The sequence below is a fragment of the Streptomyces sp. G7(2002) genome (genome assembly GCF_028870195.1).
Taxonomy (GTDB): Bacteria; Actinomycetota; Actinomycetes; order Streptomycetales; family Streptomycetaceae; genus Streptomyces; species Streptomyces nigrescens.
The window spans coordinates 7217057-7234915 of the sequence record NZ_CP102609.1 but is presented as its reverse complement, the minus strand read 5'-3'; the positions used below and the strand labels follow the sequence as shown (position 1 = coordinate 7234915).

Annotated in this window: 14 protein-coding genes and 1 pseudogene; 8 read left to right on the top strand and 7 right to left on the bottom strand. The window is 67.9% G+C overall.

Annotation, left to right across the window (positions count from 1 at the left end):
- Positions 1-101: 101 nt before the first annotated feature.
- Together NUT86_RS30835 and NUT86_RS30830 are read left to right on the top strand one after the other, a co-directional pair.
- On the top strand, positions 102-623 hold the full coding sequence (locus NUT86_RS30835; RefSeq protein ID WP_274738520.1) for an SLATT domain-containing protein: 522 nt from the start codon (positions 102-104) through the stop codon (positions 621-623).
- Complete coding sequence (locus NUT86_RS30830; protein WP_274738518.1) at positions 620-1507, top strand: SMODS domain-containing nucleotidyltransferase; 888 nt, start codon at positions 620-622, stop codon at positions 1505-1507. The genes NUT86_RS30835 and NUT86_RS30830 overlap by 4 nt, the downstream gene beginning before the upstream one ends.
- Positions 1508-1978: 471 nt before the next feature.
- Here the strand turns inward: NUT86_RS30830 and NUT86_RS30825 are convergent, their stop codons facing one another.
- The gene (locus NUT86_RS30825) at positions 1979-2224 is read right to left on the bottom strand and encodes a hypothetical protein (protein ID WP_274738516.1); all 246 of its coding nucleotides are present in this window, start codon (positions 2222-2224) and stop codon (positions 1979-1981) included.
- Positions 2225-2459: 235 nt separating this feature from the next.
- Between NUT86_RS30825 and NUT86_RS30820 the strand changes: the two genes are divergently transcribed.
- Together NUT86_RS30820 and NUT86_RS30815 are read left to right on the top strand one after the other, a co-directional pair.
- Positions 2460-4235 carry an Hsp70 family protein gene (locus NUT86_RS30820; RefSeq protein WP_274738515.1) on the top strand — a complete coding sequence of 592 codons (1776 nt, stop codon included), beginning with the start codon at positions 2460-2462 and terminating at the stop codon, positions 4233-4235.
- A gap of 183 nt (positions 4236-4418) precedes the next feature.
- Positions 4419-4970, top strand: a complete 552-nt coding sequence (locus NUT86_RS30815; protein ID WP_274738513.1) for a hypothetical protein — start codon at positions 4419-4421, stop codon at positions 4968-4970.
- A 310-nt stretch (positions 4971-5280) separates the two neighbouring features.
- Here the strand turns inward: NUT86_RS30815 and NUT86_RS30810 are convergent, their stop codons facing one another.
- From NUT86_RS30810 to NUT86_RS30790, 5 genes and pseudogenes are all read right to left on the bottom strand, one after another.
- Positions 5281-7296 (bottom strand): DNA recombination protein RecN, encoded by a 2016-nt coding sequence (locus NUT86_RS30810; protein WP_274738512.1) that lies wholly within the window; start codon positions 7294-7296, stop codon positions 5281-5283.
- Positions 7297-7301: 5 nt separating this feature from the next.
- Entirely contained in the window at positions 7302-7877 is a 576-nt protein-coding gene (locus tag NUT86_RS30805; protein ID WP_274738510.1) for an ABC-three component system middle component 2, read from the bottom strand.
- 47 nt (positions 7878-7924) lie between these two features.
- On the bottom strand, positions 7925-8956 hold the full coding sequence (locus tag NUT86_RS30800) for a serine/threonine protein kinase (protein ID WP_274738508.1): 1032 nt from the start codon (positions 8954-8956) through the stop codon (positions 7925-7927).
- Between the two features lie 45 nt (positions 8957-9001).
- A pseudogene (locus NUT86_RS30795) lies at positions 9002-9291 on the bottom strand (XdhC family protein); the annotation flags it as partial.
- A 458-nt stretch (positions 9292-9749) separates the two neighbouring features.
- The gene (locus NUT86_RS30790) at positions 9750-10607 is read right to left on the bottom strand and encodes a hypothetical protein (protein WP_274738507.1); all 858 of its coding nucleotides are present in this window, start codon (positions 10605-10607) and stop codon (positions 9750-9752) included.
- 216 nt (positions 10608-10823) lie between these two features.
- Here NUT86_RS30790 and tsaD point away from each other — a divergent pair, with 216 nt between their 5' ends.
- Positions 10824-11891, top strand: coding sequence for a tRNA (adenosine(37)-N6)-threonylcarbamoyltransferase complex transferase subunit TsaD (tsaD, locus tag NUT86_RS30785; protein ID WP_159485667.1), 1068 nt, complete (start codon positions 10824-10826; stop codon positions 11889-11891).
- Between the two features lie 131 nt (positions 11892-12022).
- Here the strand turns inward: tsaD and NUT86_RS30780 are convergent, their stop codons facing one another.
- The gene (locus tag NUT86_RS30780) at positions 12023-13429 is read right to left on the bottom strand and encodes a short-chain fatty acyl-CoA regulator family protein (protein ID WP_274738506.1); all 1407 of its coding nucleotides are present in this window, start codon (positions 13427-13429) and stop codon (positions 12023-12025) included.
- 375 nt (positions 13430-13804) lie between these two features.
- Between NUT86_RS30780 and aceA the strand changes: the two genes are divergently transcribed.
- From aceA to NUT86_RS30765, 3 genes are all read left to right on the top strand, one after another.
- Positions 13805-15088 carry an isocitrate lyase gene (aceA, locus tag NUT86_RS30775; protein ID WP_274738505.1) on the top strand — a complete coding sequence of 428 codons (1284 nt, stop codon included), beginning with the start codon at positions 13805-13807 and terminating at the stop codon, positions 15086-15088.
- A gap of 136 nt (positions 15089-15224) precedes the next feature.
- Positions 15225-16817: a malate synthase A gene (gene aceB / locus NUT86_RS30770; protein ID WP_274738504.1), complete on the top strand. Its 1593-nt coding sequence runs from the start codon at positions 15225-15227 to the stop codon at positions 16815-16817.
- On the top strand, positions 16814-17683 hold the full coding sequence (locus NUT86_RS30765) for a 3-hydroxybutyryl-CoA dehydrogenase (RefSeq protein ID WP_274738502.1): 870 nt from the start codon (positions 16814-16816) through the stop codon (positions 17681-17683). The genes aceB and NUT86_RS30765 overlap by 4 nt, the downstream gene beginning before the upstream one ends.
- Positions 17684-17859 lie beyond the last annotated feature (176 nt).

Genomic DNA, 17859 nt, shown 5'->3' with positions numbered 1-17859 from the left:
TGCGGGCGGGTGGCGGCAGAAGGGCGACCCCAACTACACTGCCGCTCCCCCCACTTGTCATGATCCGCCCTAGATACCCGGCTGCGGCAGGTGAGGTGTGCGTGTCTCTGATCCCTGACGGCCTCCCCGAGTCGCATCGCTCCATCGCCCAGGAGGCCGACCGCATCCATGAGAGCGCCCTCTGGAGCGCGCAAGGCCAGTTCGAGCAGGCTAAGTTGTGGCGCCTCATCAACTTGATGCTCGGTGTTCCAGCTGCCTGCCTGGCCGCCGTGTCCGGCGGTACTGCGCTCGCCGGCGACGTTGGCATGTGGCCAGGTTTCCTCGCGCTGGCGGCTGCAGCCTTCAGCGCCACCCTAACGACCGTCAACGCCTCACGGAGGATGACGCAGGCCCAGGCGTCGGCGAACTCCTACCTGGAACTCCAGACAGCAGCCCGCCAGTTCCTCACAATTGACCTGGCCGACCTTGCCCGCGAGGACTCGCGGGGTGTCCTGCGCGGTCTGACCAACACGCGTGACGAGCTCAACAAGACCTCCGATCCCCCAGGACGCTGGGCCTTCAAACTGGCCGCTCGCAACATCGACAAGGGCCGGCAGACCTACGAAACCGATGAGAGGGCATGAGTATGGCGCTCACGGTGGCATCTGCATTCAACCAGTTTGATGAAAACATCAAGCCTGGTCAGTTGACCTGGAACAAGGTCTACGAACGGCGCGATGCCGTTGTGAAGGCACTACAAAGCGCCTTCCCCTCCACCAGCACCATCACCTACGAGTCGACGAAGATCATCGGTTCCTTGGGGCGTCACACGGCGAGTCGCCCCGTCAGCGACATCGACTTGCTGACGCACCTGTATGTCGACTCCGACCTATGGAATCGGAGCTACCGGGATAATTCCACCGACTTCCTCTATCGCGTACGGCGCAGCCTGAATGGCGCTTCCACTGTAAGGAAAATTGGCGCACGAGGTCAGGCAGTTCGACTCTTCTACGTCGACGGCCTAGAGGTGGACGTGGCAGCTGTCGTGAAATATGACAGCGGCAGTTACGGCATTCCGGACGGGTCCGGGAAGTGGCTCACCACCGATCCAGTGAAGCACGAGAATCACCTCAATGAAATCAACAATCGAGTAGACGGAGACATAAAGAAGATCATACGTTTCGTGAAGCAATGGAACAAAACGCACAGCAACCACTTCAGTTCCTTCCACCTCGAATCCTTGGTTGCTCGCACCTTTGAATGGTCACTCGGCACCGACTCACGCGACGCGCTGGAATATTTCTTCCGGCACAGCAAGGGGAACTTGTCGGTACACGACCCTGCCGGATACGGCGGCGATCTATCGAACGGCATGTCATGGACGACGCGATTTGCCGCTCAAACAGCGATGGAGCGAGCATGGGAACGCGCCGTAGCAGCGAACAGGGCAGAGATTGACGGGGACCACAAGGAAGCGTTGCGCCTGTGGCGCATCATCCTTGGCGAAAAGTTCCCCACTCGGGGATGACCGCTGCGTTAGCAGGTCGAACGGCGCTGCGGCGCGCCACCGCATGCAGTGTGGGGCATACCGCCGAAACGGGCGACGACACGTCTGGCCACGAGGGTGGCACGTGAGCGGTGCGTGAGCGAACTGCCGCGGAACCGGCCGGGTGGGTGCTGATCAGCAAGAACAGCACCCACACTGCCACCGGTTCAGCCGCCGCTAGTACGCGGGCCTCCGGGCTGAACCTCAACTCCACCGGCAGGAGTTGCCACGCCCTGCCGTTGTGGAAAACGAACTGGATGGCTGGAGACAGCAGGCCCAACACCCGCCCTGACCCAGGCGACCGCTCAGGCAACGGCGACAGCAGCGGCTCGATCAGCGTCCACAACCCGTCATCGACGATCCACCGCCGAGTAGCCACACCTCTCGAACGGCCGAACCCTCACACCAGTCACGACCAACCAGCATGCTTCACCAAGCTCGCGTTACGAGCCGCTAGCCGATCCCGTGGTTCTTCAAGACACTCCGAACCGTGTTACGGGAGTGTCCTGAGAGCTCGGCGATGGCCACCTCGCTGAGGCCCTCCTTCTTCGCTTCCAGAATGAGGCGATCCCGTTCCTCGCACATGCTCCGGTACTCCGCGAGCTTCGCACGGATCAATGCTTCGCCCGTTGGCTTCGCCGGCGGTGCGATCCAGGTCGGGGGACCTGGCGCGCACATGTTGCGCCTATCAAGTTCCATGCGAGGCAGCGTAGAACCGTCGGCGGCGAAACATAGGCCACCACGCTGTGCAGAAGTGAACAGAATGCTCAAAAGTGCACAACGATGTTGATCTGTATGGGTGAACTCCGCGCTCCTGTCAGGGCTTGAGGTTGAAGAGCGCAGCCGCCCCCTGGGACACCTTGGCTACTCCGCCCCACTGGCGGACTCGCCGGGGGAACTCATCCTGCGGTGCCATTCGAGTAAGGAACGCCCCGTGTTCGACGCTCGCGTCTTCGCCGCAGTAGACATCGGTACCTACGCGATCGGCGGAGGATGGACCACGGCCTCACCAGACAACGAGTCACCCGAATCGCGAAAGATCCACTTCTTCAACAGCTGGGAATCGCAGCCGGGACCCACCGTGAAAAACCTCTCGGCGCTCCTCTTGGACGCCAGAGGCGAGATGATCGCGTGGGGTTTCGAGGCTCGGCGCATGTGGCTCACCCAGGGCATGGCCCTGCGCACCGCAGGCGCCAGGTACTACCACGGCTTCAAGATGGACCTCGGCGCTCTGCAGGAAGCCACGAGTCCGGACAGGAGCGCGAACACGGATGACGATGCCTCCGAGCCCGGACGGACCGACAACGCCTGCGGCGTGAGCTCCCGCGACCTCTTGACCACGAACCTGCTCACCATGCTGTTGCGCCAGGTTGTTCAGACCATGCTCCATCAGATCATGGCCAGCGGCTACGACGAGGACGACATCCGCTGGGTGCTGACCGTGCCCGCGTGCTTCACCGACTACCAGAAGGCCATCTACCGCGATGTGATTAAGAACGCCGGACTGCCCGGCGAAGACGGCCGGGTTCTTCTCTCGCTGGAACCCGAAGCGGCAGCCCACTACGCCCGCGTATCCGGAGCACGCCAAGGCGACGGTGGCCCCCCGCTGATGGCCCCTGGCGCCCGCTTCATGGTCGTTGACTGCGGAGGCGGCACGGTCGACATCACCGCCTACCAGAACGACCAAGACGGCAAAATGATCGAGATCGGGCGCTCCCTGGGTGACCGCCTCGGCTCCGACTTCCTCAACCGCCGAGTCGAGAGCGAATACATCCACGAAGGCTTCGGCAAGGACGTCATGGAAGACATCCGCGAGGAGTGCCCAGACGCCCTACTGCACATGATCGACCAGTGGGAACGCGCCAAGGTCGCAGTGAGGCTCGACCAGGAGGAGAACATCAACCTCCTCATCCCCACCGGGATCGACCGGAAGGTGGGAGCAGCGGGCCGACGCCGGCTGGCCCGCCGCCAGAACAAGGTCGACGACGCCATCGTCCTCACCCCTGCCCAGCTGCACGCGCTCTTCGATACCGTCGTACCGGGGACCCTCGATCTCATCGAGGCGCAGCTGAGCGAGATGGAATCCACTCAGGACGACCCCGAGGTCCCAAACGTGATCGTCCTCGCCGGCGGCTTCAGTAACTCGCCGTACCTCCAGCAGGCCATCAGGGAGCGCTTCACCGCCCGGGCCACCATCGTCGTGCCACCGAACCCCGACATCGCCGTCCTAGCTGGGGCCGTCCACTTCTGCTACGACCCTCAAACCCGCGCCCGCCGCAGCCGGTTTACCTACGGCATCGATACCTCCATGCTCTTCGAAGAAGGCGTCGACCCCGAATCGTCCCGCCTGAGCACACCGGACGGGGACAGGTGCGCGGACCGCTTCAACGTCTTCGCCACAGCCGGACAGTCAGTGCCGACGGACGCCGAGGTCTGCCACGTGATCTTCCCCCTGTTCGACGAGCAGAAAAGGATCACGTTCGGTGTCTTCGCCACCCGGGACGCCGAGCCCCGATATGTCACCGACGACGGCTGCGACCAGCTGGCAGAGGTCACCATCGACCTCGGCCCGGTCATGCGTTTCGATCGAAAAGAGCGCGGAGTACGTACCTTCATGAAGTTCGGCGAGACCGAAGTCAAGGTGCGCTCCGAGCTCGTGCAGGGAGGCGGCGAAGCCGCTACACAGGTCCGCTTCCACTCCAACTACTGATCCGAGACCATGTTCTTCCTTGAGCCCAGGCAACCGAAGCGGCAGTCTGCCAGCTGGCCAACAGACGCCGAGTACGTCCCTCCGGCCCCCGCGCCAAGCACCGAAGAAGCTCTGGAGACCGCCCTTCAGCGGATCGGAGCGCTGGAGTTCGAGGTGCAGCGCGGGGCCACTGAGCATAAGCGCATGTGGGCACACATCAACCGCCTCGAACGGCAGCTCGGCACCCTCCTTGCCTCCCAACTCGATCAACGTGACGATCTCGCAGGAACACAGCACTGCGAACACCAGGAGCTCTCCCGGCAGACCCGGACACTGATTGAGCAGCAGTGCCAGAACTTCGCCCGCCGGTACAGCGACAAAACCGACATCGCCCGAGACCGGCCCCACCGGGAACGCACCGCCTACCTGATGTCCATGCTCATCCGACAGCTCCTGAACAACAGTCCAGCGTCCAGCTGGTCCATCCAGCAGTCGCTACGCCTAGCGGAGGACTCTGGCATCGAGGGTGCGATCAACCGGCTGCGGACCGACTGCGTCACCCTGATGGAGCGCATCGCCAGAGTCGGGCTCGCACATGAATGGAACTACGACCACTTCGCAGGAAGGCATCTAGACCTCGACAGACAGGAAGCCTGGGGGGCATGCGACCCTGATGCGCCGATGTCCTTCCTCGTAGCGCCGGCGTACCTCGTCAACGGGCGCGTCTACGGCCGCCAGCTCGTCTACACCGTCTGATGGATCGGGGCCCATGGCTGTGGGCCCCGATCCATCTTGCCTCCGGCGACAGGTAACCGAGCCGACGATCGCCAGGCCCACGGAGCTGACTGCGGAGCTCTTCAGCTTGCGCTTCCTATAGTCGGCGATCTTGAGCTGCGACTCCCCGGGCTCCACGTCGACGTCTCGCGCTGCTGGTCGGTCTGCTCAGCGTTTCCGGGCCCGTTCCGGCCCCTGCGGGCGGCCTGATGGTCGTAGACCGAAGCCAGCTGGCCCCTTTCGTTCTCCCCTGCCTCGCACCAACAGCGAGGCGCTTAGCCGTGATCACGTGTCAGAGGTCGGCCTCCGCCTCTTCGTCCGCACTGGTTTCGTCCTCGATTAGCCCGTACGGCGGACGGTCTTCGGTGCGGCTGTAGCGCACCACCACACTGTTCTCCACCGCCGGTGGCGGGCTGTTGTCGGCGACGATGAGCTGTGCTCGGCTGCCGCGGTCTGCGAGCCAGAGGGAGAGGTGGTGGTAGAAGTCGTCGATGGCGACGGCGTCCGCGATCACGGCATCGAGGGTGCCTCCGTGGCCGAGGTTCTTCTGAGGGCTGTCGATCATGAGGAATCCGGGGTGCGCGGCCCCTTCTTCGAGGGCTATCTCGAAGACGGCGAGCTGCCAGGCCAGGGTCAGCAGGGTGCGGGCGCCGGACGAGGCTTCCTGGTACGGCTCGCCGCGTACGAAGGGGGTGAGGTCGGTCTTGATGAAGGGCGTACTGACCTTGGGGTAGCGCCAGGCTCGCAGGAGCTCGCCGTATCGGCTGCTGATCTTGGCTATGACACGGTCGCGGTCGTGGGAGGCGTCGCCGAGCCGTGCGAGTTCCTCCCGGAGGCGACCGATCTCAGTTTCGTGGCGTTCCACGACGTCGGCCCTTTTGGTGAGTCCTTCGCGGAGCTTGACCGCGCTCTCGGCCTGTTCGAGTTGGCGCAGGACCTGTTCGCGCCTTCGGTGAAGGTCGTCGCGTGCGGCGAGGAACGGTGAGACGGAGGGAGACGTCGCGGCGTCCAGCGCGGCGGCGGCTTCCTCTTCTCGGAGGGCCGCGTCTTCGGCCTGGAGCTTGAGTGCGGCAAGCGAGCCACCGAGCTCATCGATGTAGCTGGTGATCTCTTTGAGGCGGGCCTTGGTGGACCGGGTCTCGGCCGCGACATCCACCCTGCTGTCCCCGGCCTGGCTGCCGGTGTCGGCAGCGCCCAGGACCAACGCCCCCTCTTCTGTGGTCAGTCCGTGACGGCACAGACTGCAGCGTCCGCTGTCGGCGGTGGGGGGAGCCGACAGCCGGTTCAGGCAGGCGGGGCAGGTGGTGACGCTCAGGGGGTCGAAGAGCTGCTGTGCTTCGCCGAGCATGCCGAGCTTGAGGAGATCATCCGCGTACTGTGCCCGGAGAGGCATCAGGCGTTGGAGCTGCGTTTCGCAGTCCCGCAGGACCGCTGCCGCCCGGCGAGAGGTCTGGGCCGCCGTTTTGTGCTGGTTGCGCAGCTGGGCCGCGAACTCCGTTCCCGCCTGCGCTCGCCGGTCCAACTCCTCGAGTTGGCTGGTGATGTCGGCCAGCTCCCGTTCGTGGACGGCAGGTGTTGGTTCGCCGTCCACCGCGGTGGGAGCCTGCTCCACCACGAAGGTGCGAGCTGCTGCGAGTTCGGCCTTGGCGCGGTTGAGCCGGCCGCCGAGTTCCTGGATGCGCTGGCCGAGTTCGACGGCGCGGTCGTCGTGGACTCCGAAGGCGACGTCGAGGACCTGCCGCAGTTTGTGCTTGCGCATGTAGTCGTTCTCAAACAGGAAGTTCTTGTCCGCGACGCGTTCGTTGGGAAGGAAGGCGAGCCACATCAGGTCGCGGAAGCTGAGCGGGTCTGTGCGCGATTCGCTGTTGGTGGGTGCTTCGCGTAGTTGGACCCCTTCGAGCTTGCAGTGCCTCAGCAGGAGGGAGGACAGGCTCTCCGGTGCTCCGGGCGGGTCGATGGGCCTGCTCTCGGCCCTGGATGCGGGCCTGTTTTCGAGCGTTCCGCGGCGGACGAAGGCGACCTTCGAGGGTTCTCCGACCGACCGCTCGATCACGTGCGGCTCGCCGGAGAGCTCGACTTCCAGGAGGCATGAACGGACCCTGCGCAGCACCTCCTGGTGGCGGGGGTGCCGTTTCGCGCCGAGGCCGTAGGCGATGAACTCCAGTACCGCCGTTTTGCCGGAGCTGAACGCCCCGGCAATGACGGAGAGGTTCCGCACCCGCTGTTCGGCGGTGAAGTCGACGTCGTAGGACCGTTCCATGCCGACCAGGCGCAGGCGGCGGATGCGGATGCCGGGAAGCGGCTCCATGGTGATCATCCCTCCCAGGACGTTTCCAGCACGGGCCCTGGCCCCAGGACGCTCATGAGGGCAGTAGCGGGTCCGTCGGTTCCGTCCGGCCTCAGCCACCGTGCGGTCTGCTCGCGCAGCCTTTTGTCGCTGAGTTTGCGGAGCTGGCGGACGACGATGCCGGCAGCGGTGGTGAAGGAGGTGGCGTAGGTAGCGGTGAACTGCCCGCCGAGGTGCTGACCGGCCTCGGTGATCGAGTAGGTGAGGAAGCCGTTGCGATTACGGATGCGGCAGCACCCATAGGCCACCAGGAGCGTCAGGTCGTGCTGGATCCGTTCTCGTCGGCTCGTGAATCGCTGTGATGAGGACGCGTAGGCGAGGACCTGCGGATCGAATCCGGCCAGCCGCAGGAGGCTTGCGTCCCGGCCCTCAGAGGGAACGACGAGGAAGGGGTTCGCGGACAGGAAGTCGTAGTACCCGATGCGTTCCAGGGTCGCCCCGTTCGCATCCTGCGCGGCAACGGCGTCCAAGAGCAGCAGCAGTTGAGCGAGGCGGAAAGGCACCTCGTCCTCGGGCATCACGACCGGCCGGTCTGCGTGCACGGCATGCTCCTCATCAGTGGTCGAGCGGTACGGGCGGTCGGGAGATCTCAGTCGTCGGCGTGACCGCTCGCGATCTGCCGCCAGTGCGTGACCCACCCCGCCCGACGGTTGTCGACCAGCCGGTGGACCAGACCCCAGCTGTGCGTCACCTCCAGACGCAGCACCTTGGGTAGTTTGTCGTGCTCTGAGCGCACCTCGCGCCATACCCGGCCGTGCAGAGCTGGGAGGGTGCCCTCGGCCGAGCACTCGTTGAACTGCATCTCCCACACTCCGTGAAGGGTGGCGTCGGCAGAGCTCAGTGCGGCAACCTCGGCCAGCACGCCCTTGTGTGCGACTTCGCGCGCCACCAGGTCGGCGTTGAAGAACTGACGTTTGGCCGAGTCCAGTTCGACGTGGCCGGCCTCGGTCATCTGGCGCACGAACAGGGCCGAGTCAAGCGCCGCGGCCTTGTTCTCCTCCACGTCCAGCACGAGGCGCATCTGCTCCTGGGCGGGGGCGGCGCGTGCCGTGAAAACTTCGTAGTAGGCGCGGCGTACCTGGTCAGCTTCGGGGCTCTGCAGCTTCTTCACGAGCGTGGTCTCGTCCCACAGCTCGATGACGAGGCCGTGCTCCTTTTCCTTCCGCTTCTTCCAGCTGTCCCACCATTTGGTTGTCGGACCGTCCATGCTGGAGGGGATGCACAGGATCCAGAGCGTGATGGTGTGACCGTTGGCCGCCGCGGCTTTCAGCCCGTTCGCGAGAGACTCGCGAATCTGCTGTGACTGGCTGGTTGTGGTCTTCGGCATGAAGTACTTGGCCTGCCACACCGTGATCGAGCCCCCAAGGTCACCCGCGAAAGCGTCGATTCCCCAGTCGCCCGGATTCACCGCGATCATCCGGACGTTCGGATTGGTCGCACTGGCGAGCTGAGCAAGCATCTGCTCGAAGTCGGCCCGTGCCCCGTCCGCGCTTCCAGTCCGCACCTCGTGCACGCCGAAATGGATGGGCGGAACACCGGCCGCCACCGGCATGGAGCTGTCCAACCCGCACCCCCGAACCCCCAGGCAACCCGAACGAACCGCGTTCAGCGTGCTGTTCACCCTGCGCCACGCACAGTAACGGGCGTCAGCGTACGTGGTGCGGAATCATCCGATCAAGGTGCTTGCGGTGGGCAGTATCCCGGCGGCAGCGGAACAGTGGATGGGGCCGGTGCGCAGCGACAGCGGCAGTCCGCTCGCCCCGTTGGCGTGGGCGATGATCTCGGCGGTGATGGACGCGGCCGTCTCCTCGGGCGTACGAGCTCCCAGGTCGAGGCCGATGGGGAACGCAGTGCGGCCAGCTGCTGTGCCTCGATGACGGCCTCCCGCAGGAGGCGTAGGCGTTCGTCGCGGGTGCGGCGGGAACCCATCACGCCGACGCAGCCGACGGGCAGGCGGTCCAGGGAGCCGTGCTGCCGTTCGATCAAGGCGACCGCTAGCGCACAGGTCCCGGCGTCGACGCACCGTCCTACGTCCAGGAGAATCGAAAAGGCGCCGTCAGCAGTGGGAGTCCCCTGGGACTTTTCTGGGACTTCCGGCCCCATCAAGCGGCACGAGCGTGAAACAGCCGAAAGGCCATCAGCGCAGGTCAGCGCCCCAAAGCCGCCCATCGCAGCAGGTCACGGCGCCCCCTGGTCTCTTCCGGGACATTTGAGGGGCGGGTGCCGCCGCGTCCTTCCTGAACCGCAGTGATGTGGGCCGGGAGCGGGTGCGGCGGCATCTGTGGGGTGCATGCGGCGATACGTGCACCACGTTCACCTTCCTGCGCGAGGGGCGTCGGGACACCCTGCGTCGTGGCGGCTTCTCTCGCGTTCTCTCACGGCGTGCCGTACCGCGATCCTCGCGTCCTGAGCCGTCAGGTGGAATGCGGCAACCGCCCCGCCGCGTTGGCCGGTTCGGTCTCGAAGGCCGAGAGGACCAGGCCGGTGACGTGCATGACGGCGTTCCATTCGTCTTGGTTCAGGTCCGGGAATTCCTCCAGTACTGAGCCAGGCACAGGACAGCCGTCGGCGCTCAGCAGTACCTGCCCGAGCGAGAGACCCGAGCGGCTCAGGCACAGGCGCATCGCCGGCTGCGGGGGTGCTGTGGACAGTACTGCGATGTGTTGAGCGGCCTCCTGGTTGTCGGGAGTCTCTGACGCGAAGGCCAGAAGCGTGGTGCGCAGCAGGGCTGTGAGTTCGTCCTGCGGATTCCCGTGTTCCGCGATGGCGGTCAGCGACCGGCAGAAGCTCTCCCTGCCCGGCGCTCGGGCCGGCCGCGGGAGGCGCTGCGGATGCGGTACGGCCTTATCGCGTACGGGTACGGGTTCGGGGGCAGGGGCGGGGTCGGGCTCCGACTCGAGCACTATGAGGATGAGCTTGCCGACCAGTAGCGCGGCTTCCCACTCGTCCTGGCGCAGCGCCGGGTGCGTCTCCCGTACCCGTGCCGGGAGAGCGCTCCCGTCCGCTTTCCAGAGCAGGTTCGGCAGCCCCACGTCATGGCCGGCAAGCCGCAAACCGAGGTTCCGCCCCCAGGTGTGGTCCGCGCTGCCGAGGGTGACCGAGCCGACGCGGGAGCGCTCGCCCAGCATCTCCTCGGCCAGTTCGGACAGTGCGCATTCGAGGTCGGTACGGAGGTCGGCCTCGGGGGCGTGCCGCCCCGCTCCGATGCGCAGCAGCGCGTGGCGCAGGCGGGCGCGCGGCGATGGCGATGGCGATGGCGATGGCGAATTCATCGTCTCCTTCTACGGGAACCACCGGTTCCTACGGGAGCCGCCGGTCGGCGCCGTGTGGCACTCGATGATGACTGGGCATTCCTGGCGTGTGCGTCCGGTGCCGGTTCTGGCTCCGTTCCGAGGATCTGTGCGCTAATTGGAGTGCTTATTGCGCATCGTTAGCAATAGCGAGAGGGAGGCAATTAACCTGTTCCCAGTAAGTGAGAGGAGCAGTGCATGCGTGGGGCACCCGTGGTGCTGGGCATTGAGTCGTCCTGTGATGAGACGGGGGCCGGGCTGGTGCGGAACGGCCGGCTGCTGGGGCATGCGGTGGCGTCGAGCATGGATGAGCATGCGCGGTTCGGGGGTGTGGTGCCGGAGATCGCGGCACGTGCCCATGTCCACTCGTTCAACCCGGTGGTGCGGCGGGCGCTGGACGAGGCCGGGCTGGGGATGTCCGATATCGGGGCGGTCGCGGTGACGACCGGGCCGGGGCTCTCCGGGGCGCTCCAGGTCGGGCTGGCCGGGGCGAAGAGCCTGGCGTATGCGCTGGATGTGCCGCTGTACGGGGTTCACCACCTGGCCGGTCATGTCGCCGCCGACACCCTCGCACACGGCCCGCTGCCCGATCCCTGTGTGGTGCTGATCGTCTCCGGGGGCCACACCTCGCTGCTCCTCGTCCGGGACCTGGCCCGCGAGCCGATCATGCATCTCGGCGACACCCTGGACGACGCCGCCGGGGAGTGCTTCGACAAGGTCGCCCGGGTCTTCGGGCTGCCGTACCCCGGTGGCCCGGCCATCGACCGGGCGGCGCGCGAAGGTGATGCCCGCGCCGTGAGCTTTCCCCGGCCGCTGACCGGTCCGCGCGACGATCCGTACGGCTTCTCCTTCTCGGGGCTGAAGACGGCCGCCGCGCGGTGGGCGGAGCGGCACCGGGGGCAGGTCCTGCCGGTGGCGGACGGGGCGGCCTCGTTGCAGGAGGCGGTCGCCGATGTGCTGACCCGTAAGGCTGTTGCCGCCTGCACCGCCCACGGGGTCAGCACTCTCGTCGTGGTGGGCGGGGTGGCCGCCAACTCCCGTGTCCGGAGCCTTGCGGAGGAGCGGTGTGCCGCGGCCGGAATCGCGTTGCGGGTGCCGCCGCTGCGGCTGTGCACGGACAACGGGGCGATGATCGCCGCCATTGGGGATCTGCTGGTCCGGGCGGGTGCCGAACCCGCCCCGCTGGATGTTTCGATCGATCCGTCGGCGCCGTTGGAGTACGCCGCGCTGCATCCGGTGGCCCGCGCCGCCGCGATGGTGTCCTGACGGCCGAAGGGCCGGGAGTTGCCCCCCGCTAGCGGCTTGCACCGGAAGCGGAAGCGGAGGCGGAGGGTGCCCATGCCGCGTACGCCGATGCCTTGGCGGGCGGCCGGGCGTGTAGGAGGCCGGTCAGGCCGTCATGCCGAGTGATCCGCCACCGGATACGGGATGAACGTGCCGCTGTTCTGGTCGATCTTCAGGGGTCGACCCAGGGGCGGGGCGGCGCGCTGGGGGCAGTCGAGGCGTTCGCAGACCCGGCAGCCCATGCCGATGGGTGTGGCGGCGGAGGCGCTGTCGAGGTCGAGGCCGTCGGAGTAGACCAGGCGTGCGGCGTGGCGGATTTCGCAGCCGAGGCCGATGGCGAAGGTCTTGCCCGGTTCGCCCCAGCCTCCTCGGTGGCGGGTGACCGCGCGGGCCGTCCACAAGTAGCGCTGCCCGTCCGGCATTTCGGCGATCTGGACGTGGATGCGGCCGGGTGCGGCGAAGGCTTCGTAGACGTTCCAGAGCGGGCAGGTGCCGCCGGCGCGGGAGAAGTGGAATCCGGTCGCGGACTGCCGCTTGGACATGTTGCCGGCGCGGTCGACGCGGACGAAGGAGAACGGCACACCGCGCAGGCGGGGCCGCTGGAGGGTGCTCAGGCGGTGGCAGACGGTCTCGTAGCCGAGGCCGTAGCGGTCGGTGAGGCGTTCGATGTCGTAGCGCGCCTCTTCGGCCGCCTCGTGGAAAGGGCGGTAGGGCAGGATCAACGCGGCGGCGAAGTAGTTGGCGATGCCGATGCGGGCCAGGGCGTGGGTGGGTGAGCCGGCCGGGAAGTCCTGGGCGGCCTGGCGGTCCAGTTCGTCGCCGTATTCGAGCAGGGCCAGCTGGGTCGCCATACGGAACGCGCGCTGTCCGGGGCGGAGGCGGCCGGAGAGGTGGAGGGTGCGGGACGCTTCGTCGTAGTGGTGGAGGTGGTTGCCGGTCCGGGCGGCCAGGCGCACGCCGTGGCCGTCGGCGAGGCGCGCCGTGAGGGCCCGTACGACGTCGCCGGGCCGGATGCCGATCTCCTCGGCCAGGTGCTCCGCCGCGAGGTCGGTGTCGTGCAGGTAGTTCTGGCGGCGGTAGAAGAAGTCCCGGATCTCTTCGTGCGGTGAGCGGGGTGCCTCCTGTGCGGTGTCCCGGCCGTCCGCGGCGTCGGCGAGCCGTTCGGCCAGGAGTTGGTTGCGGCGGCCCAGGTCGAGCAGGACCTTGGCGACCGCGGGCATCCGTGCGGAGAGTTCCGCGAGGTCGGCCGGGGACACCCGGGCCTCGGTGAGCTCCGTGGCCAGCGCCTCGCGCAGATCCGCCACCAGGCGGGTCGTGTCGCGCTCCGAGAAGAAGCCGGGGTCGACGCCGAAGGCTTCGGTCAGCCGCAGCAGAACCGGCACGGTGAGCGGGCGGGAGTCGTGCTCCATCTGGTTCAGATAGCTGGGTGAGATGCCCAGGACCCGGGCCAGCTCGGCCTGGCTCATCCGGCGCTCCTCGCGCAGCCGTCGCAGCCGCGCTCCCGCGTAGGTCTTGCTCACCGCGCACCTCCGTAGTCCGGGACGGTCGTCAGCGTACGTGAACCATGCGTCGCAACACCCTTCGCAAAGTTGGCAAATGCGGCCATGAAGATTCGCAGAAGTTGGCACACGGCCATAGTTGTTGGCACTCAGTGCCGGTGCCAGAGTTCCTGTGCGGCCCGCCGGACCATGGCGGCCAACGCGCCCCACCGGGTCCGATTCACGGCCCTGAAGTCGGAGATCCCGGCAACGGCAGCAGGCTGACCGGCGGCATTGCTCAGCTCCACCCAGCGGCGGGAAGGCGGGCCGCATCCCAGACAGGACACCCAGTGCCATTCCCTTTCGCGGGCAGCGGGGAGATTGGCAGACCGGACAACCGAGGAGACGGTGACGACCATGGCAGAGGCAAGGACGACGGCGGCCGAGGAGCTCGCGCAGCGCTGGGCCACCGATCCCCGGTGGCAGGGCATCGAGCGCACCTACGGCGCCGAGGAGGTGGTCCGGCTCTCCGGCAGCGTCCGCGAGGAGCACACCCTGGCCCGGCGCGGTGCCGAGCGGCTGTGGCGGCAGCTGCACGAGCGGGACTACATCCACGCGCTGGGCGCGCTGACCGGCGGGCAGGCGGTGCAGCAGGTCAAGGCCGGGCTGCAGGCGATCTACCTCTCCGGCTGGCAGGTCGCCGCCGACGCCAACCAGGCCGGCCACACCTACCCCGACCAGAGCCTGTACCCGGCCAACTCCGTTCCGCAGGTGGTGCGCCGGATCAACAACGCGCTGCTGCGCGCCGACCAGATCGCCACCGCCGAGGGCGGCAGCGACACCACCGACTGGCTCGCCCCGGTCGTCGCCGACGCGGAGGCCGGTTTCGGCGGTCCGCTCAACGCCTTCGAGCTGACCAAAGCCATGATCGCGGCCGGTGCCGCCGGCATCCACTACGAGGACCAGCTCGCCTCGGAGAAGAAGTGCGGCCACCTCGGCGGCAAGGTTCTCGTCCCCACCGGCCAGCACATCCGCACCCTCAACGCGGCCCGTCTCGCCGCCGACATCGCCGATGTGCCCACCGTGATCGTCGCCCGTACGGACGCCCTCGCGGCGAACCTGCTGACCAGCGACATCGACGAGCGCGACGCCGAGTTCGTCACCGGCGAGCGCACGGCGGAGGGCTTCTACCGGGTCCGCAACGGCATGGCACCCGTCATCGCGCGGGGCCTGGCCTACGCCCCGTACGCCGACCTGATCTGGGTCGAGACCGGCACCCCTGATCTCGCACAGGCCCGGGAGTTCGCCGAGGCGATCCACGCCCGGTACCCGGACCAGATGCTGGCGTACAACTGCTCGCCGTCCTTCAACTGGAAGGCGGCGCTGGACGACGACCAGATCGCCAAGTTCCAGCGGGAGCTGGCCGCGATGGGCTACCGCTTCCAGTTCATCACCCTGGCCGGCTTCCACTCCCTCAACCACGGCATGTTCGACCTCGCCCGAGGCTATGCCGAGCACGGGATGACCGCCTATGTCGACCTGCAGGAGCGGGAGTTCGCCGCCCAGGAGCACGGCTTCACCGCCGTCAAGCATCAGCGTGAGGTCGGCACCGGCTACTTCGACCAGGTCTCCACGGCCCTCAACCCCGCCTCCTCCACCACCGCGCTGACCGGCTCCACCGAAGAGGAGCAGTTCCACTAGGAGGCGTCTCCCTCTAGTAGGAGGTGTCTCCCCCTAGGCCGCCCTCGGGCGCCTGCCGTTCCGGCCCGTGACCGGGCGAGGGCCGGGCGACCGTCTCCGGCCGGCCCTCGCTCCGCTTCCCGATCAGGAGAACCTGATGTCCACCAGCGCACTGACACACCGCGTCCGGGTCCTCGCGGCGCCGGGCGACCGCCACGAGGAGATCCTCACGCCCGCGGCCCTGGACTTCGTCGGCCACCTGGCCGCCGCCTTCGGCGAGCGTCGCCTGGACGTCCTGCGGGAGCGCCGCCGCCAGGCGAGCCGTCTCGCGGCCGGCTCCCCGCTCGACTTCCGCCTCACCACCTCCGCCATCCGCGCGGACCGGTCCTGGCGCGTGGCGGCCCCGGCTCCGGGGCTGGCCGACCGCCGGGTCGAGATCACCGGCCCGCCGGACCGCCGTATGACCGTCAACGCCCTCAACTCCGGTGCGCACGTGTGGATGGCCGACTTCGAGGACGCCACCTCCCCCACCTGGGAGCACGTCATCGGCGGTCAGCTCAACCTGCTCGACGCCACCGAGCGCCGGATCGACTTCACCACCGAGGCGGGCAAGGAGTACCGGCTGGGCGACCGGCTCGCCACCGTCATGGTCCGGCCCCGCGGCTGGCACCTGGACGAGGAACACCTGGAGTTCGACGGCCGGCCCGTGCCCGCCTCCCTCGTCGACTTCGGGCTCTACTTCTTCCACTGCGCGCAGCGCCGGATCGACGCCGGCCACGGGCCGTACTTCTACCTGCCGAAGCTGGAGAACCGGGGCGAGGCCCGCCTGTGGAACGACGTGTTCGTCCTCGCCCAGGAACTGCTCGGCATTCCCCGCGGCACCGTCCGCGCCACCGTACTCATCGAGACGATCACCGCCGCCGTCGAGATGGAGGAGATCCTCTACGAGCTGCGCGAGCACAGCGCCGGGCTCAACGCCGGCCGCTGGGGCTACCTGTTCAGCCTGATCAAGACCTTCGGGCACCGTACGGACTTCCTGTTGCCGGACCGGGCCAAGGTGACGATGACCGCCCCGTTCCTGCGGGCGTACACGGAACTGCTGGTGCGCACCTGCCACCGGCGCGGCGCCCATGCGATCGGCGGCATGGCCGCGCAGGTGCCCGGCACGGACCGGGCCGCCCATGAGGCGGCGCCGGCCACGGTCCGGCTGGACAAGGAACGTGAGGCGGAGGACGGCTTCGACGGCTCCTGGGTCGCCCACCCCGGGCTCGTGCCCGTCTGCCGTGAGGTCTTCGACGGCGTCCTCGGGGACCGGCCGCACCAGATCGAGCGGACCCGCGACGATGTGGAGGTGACCGCCGCTGACCTGCTGTCGGTGCGCCGGATCAACGGTCCCCCCACACCGGAGGGGCTGCGCACCAACATCGCGGTCGCGCTGCGCTACTTCGACGCCTGGCTGCGCGGCAGCGGGGCCGTCGCCCTGTACGGCCTGATGGAGAACGCGGCAACCGCCGAGATCGCCCGTGCGCAGATCTGGCAGTGGCTGCGGCACCGCGTCGTCGACCGGGAGACGGTGCTGCGGATGCTCGACGAGGAGAGCGCCGCCCTGGGTGCCGAGTACCCCTGGGCGGATGTCGACGCGGTGCGGGATCTCTTCGAACGGACCGCCCTGGCACGGGAGTTGCCGGCTTTCTTCACCCCCGATGCCTACACCCGTCACCTGGTCCGGCACGCGGAGGCACGGTCATGAGCGGGAGCATCCAGCGCGTCGGGGTGGTGGGCGGTGGCCAGATGGGTGCGGGTATCGCCGAGGTGTGCGCACGGGCCGGACTGGACACCGTCGTGTGCGAGGTGGACGCCATGGCCGCCCGCGCCGCGGAGGAGCGGGTGGCGGCCTCGCTGGACCGCGCGGTACGGCACGGAAAGCTGGAGCGGGACGCGGCGCAGGACGCCCTCGCGCGGACGGTCTTCACCGCCGGTCTCGACGGCCTCGCCGACCGGCAGCTCGTCGTCGAGGCCGTCGTGGAGAACGCGGACGCCAAGACCGAGATCTTCACCGCGCTCGACAAGATCGTCGAGGATCCCGGTGCCGTCCTCGCGTCGAACACCTCTTCCCTCCCCGTGATGCGCCTGGGGATGGCGACGCGGCGCGCCGACCGGGTCGTCGGCCTGCACTTCTTCAACCCCGTGCCCGTGCTGCCGCTGGTGGAGGTCGTGACCTCCCTCCACACGGCGCCCGAGACGGTCACGGCCGTCGAGGACTTCGCCACCCGGACCCTCGGCAAGAGCGTCATCCGCTCGCAGGACCGGGCGGGCTTCGTCGTCAACGCCCTGCTCATCCCGTATCTGCTGTCGGCCGTGCGGATGACGGAGTCCGGCTTCGCCTCCGCCGCCGACGTCGACGCGGGTATGGAGCTCGGCTGTGCCCACCCCATGGGACCGCTGAAGCTCGCGGACCTGATCGGCCTGGACACCGTCGCCGCGATCGCCCGGTCCCTGTACGACGAGTTCAAGGAACCCCTTTACGCGCCGCCCCCGCTGCTCCAGCGCATGGTGGAGGCGGGCCTGCTGGGCCGCAAGACGGGCCGGGGGTTCCACACCTACCACCGGGGCTGAGGGGCCCCGGTCCGCCGCCGGGCAGAGGGACCCGCGCGGCTGCTGTGGAACGGGGTGCGGAGCAGAGGGGGGCCGAACCGAACTGCTCCGCACCCCGTCACGGGGCCGTCCCGGCCGCAGCTGATGGCCTGGTCGGTCTCGGAGAGGGGAGGTGGGTGGTGGTCGGCCCGTGGTGG

What these genes read in the sequence shown, in the direction of transcription:
- NUT86_RS30810 (WP_274738512.1), bottom strand. Translation starts at nt 7,296, where the DNA reads ATGGAGCCGCTTCCCGGCATCCGCATCCGCCGCCTGCGCCTGGTCGGC.
- aceA (WP_274738505.1), top strand. Translation starts at nt 13,805, where the DNA reads ATGGCAGAGGCAAGGACGACGGCGGCCGAGGAGCTCGCGCAGCGCTGG.
- NUT86_RS30765 (WP_274738502.1), top strand. Translation starts at nt 16,814, where the DNA reads ATGAGCGGGAGCATCCAGCGCGTCGGGGTGGTGGGCGGTGGCCAGATG.
- NUT86_RS30830 (WP_274738518.1), top strand. Translation starts at nt 620, where the DNA reads ATGAGTATGGCGCTCACGGTGGCATCTGCATTCAACCAGTTTGATGAA.
- NUT86_RS30790 (WP_274738507.1), bottom strand. Translation starts at nt 10,607, where the DNA reads ATGAATTCGCCATCGCCATCGCCATCGCCATCGCCGCGCGCCCGCCTG.
- NUT86_RS30825 (WP_274738516.1), bottom strand. Translation starts at nt 2,224, where the DNA reads ATGGAACTTGATAGGCGCAACATGTGCGCGCCAGGTCCCCCGACCTGG.
- tsaD (WP_159485667.1), top strand. Translation starts at nt 10,824, where the DNA reads ATGCGTGGGGCACCCGTGGTGCTGGGCATTGAGTCGTCCTGTGATGAG.
- aceB (WP_274738504.1), top strand. Translation starts at nt 15,225, where the DNA reads ATGTCCACCAGCGCACTGACACACCGCGTCCGGGTCCTCGCGGCGCCG.
- NUT86_RS30815 (WP_274738513.1), top strand. Translation starts at nt 4,419, where the DNA reads ATGTGGGCACACATCAACCGCCTCGAACGGCAGCTCGGCACCCTCCTT.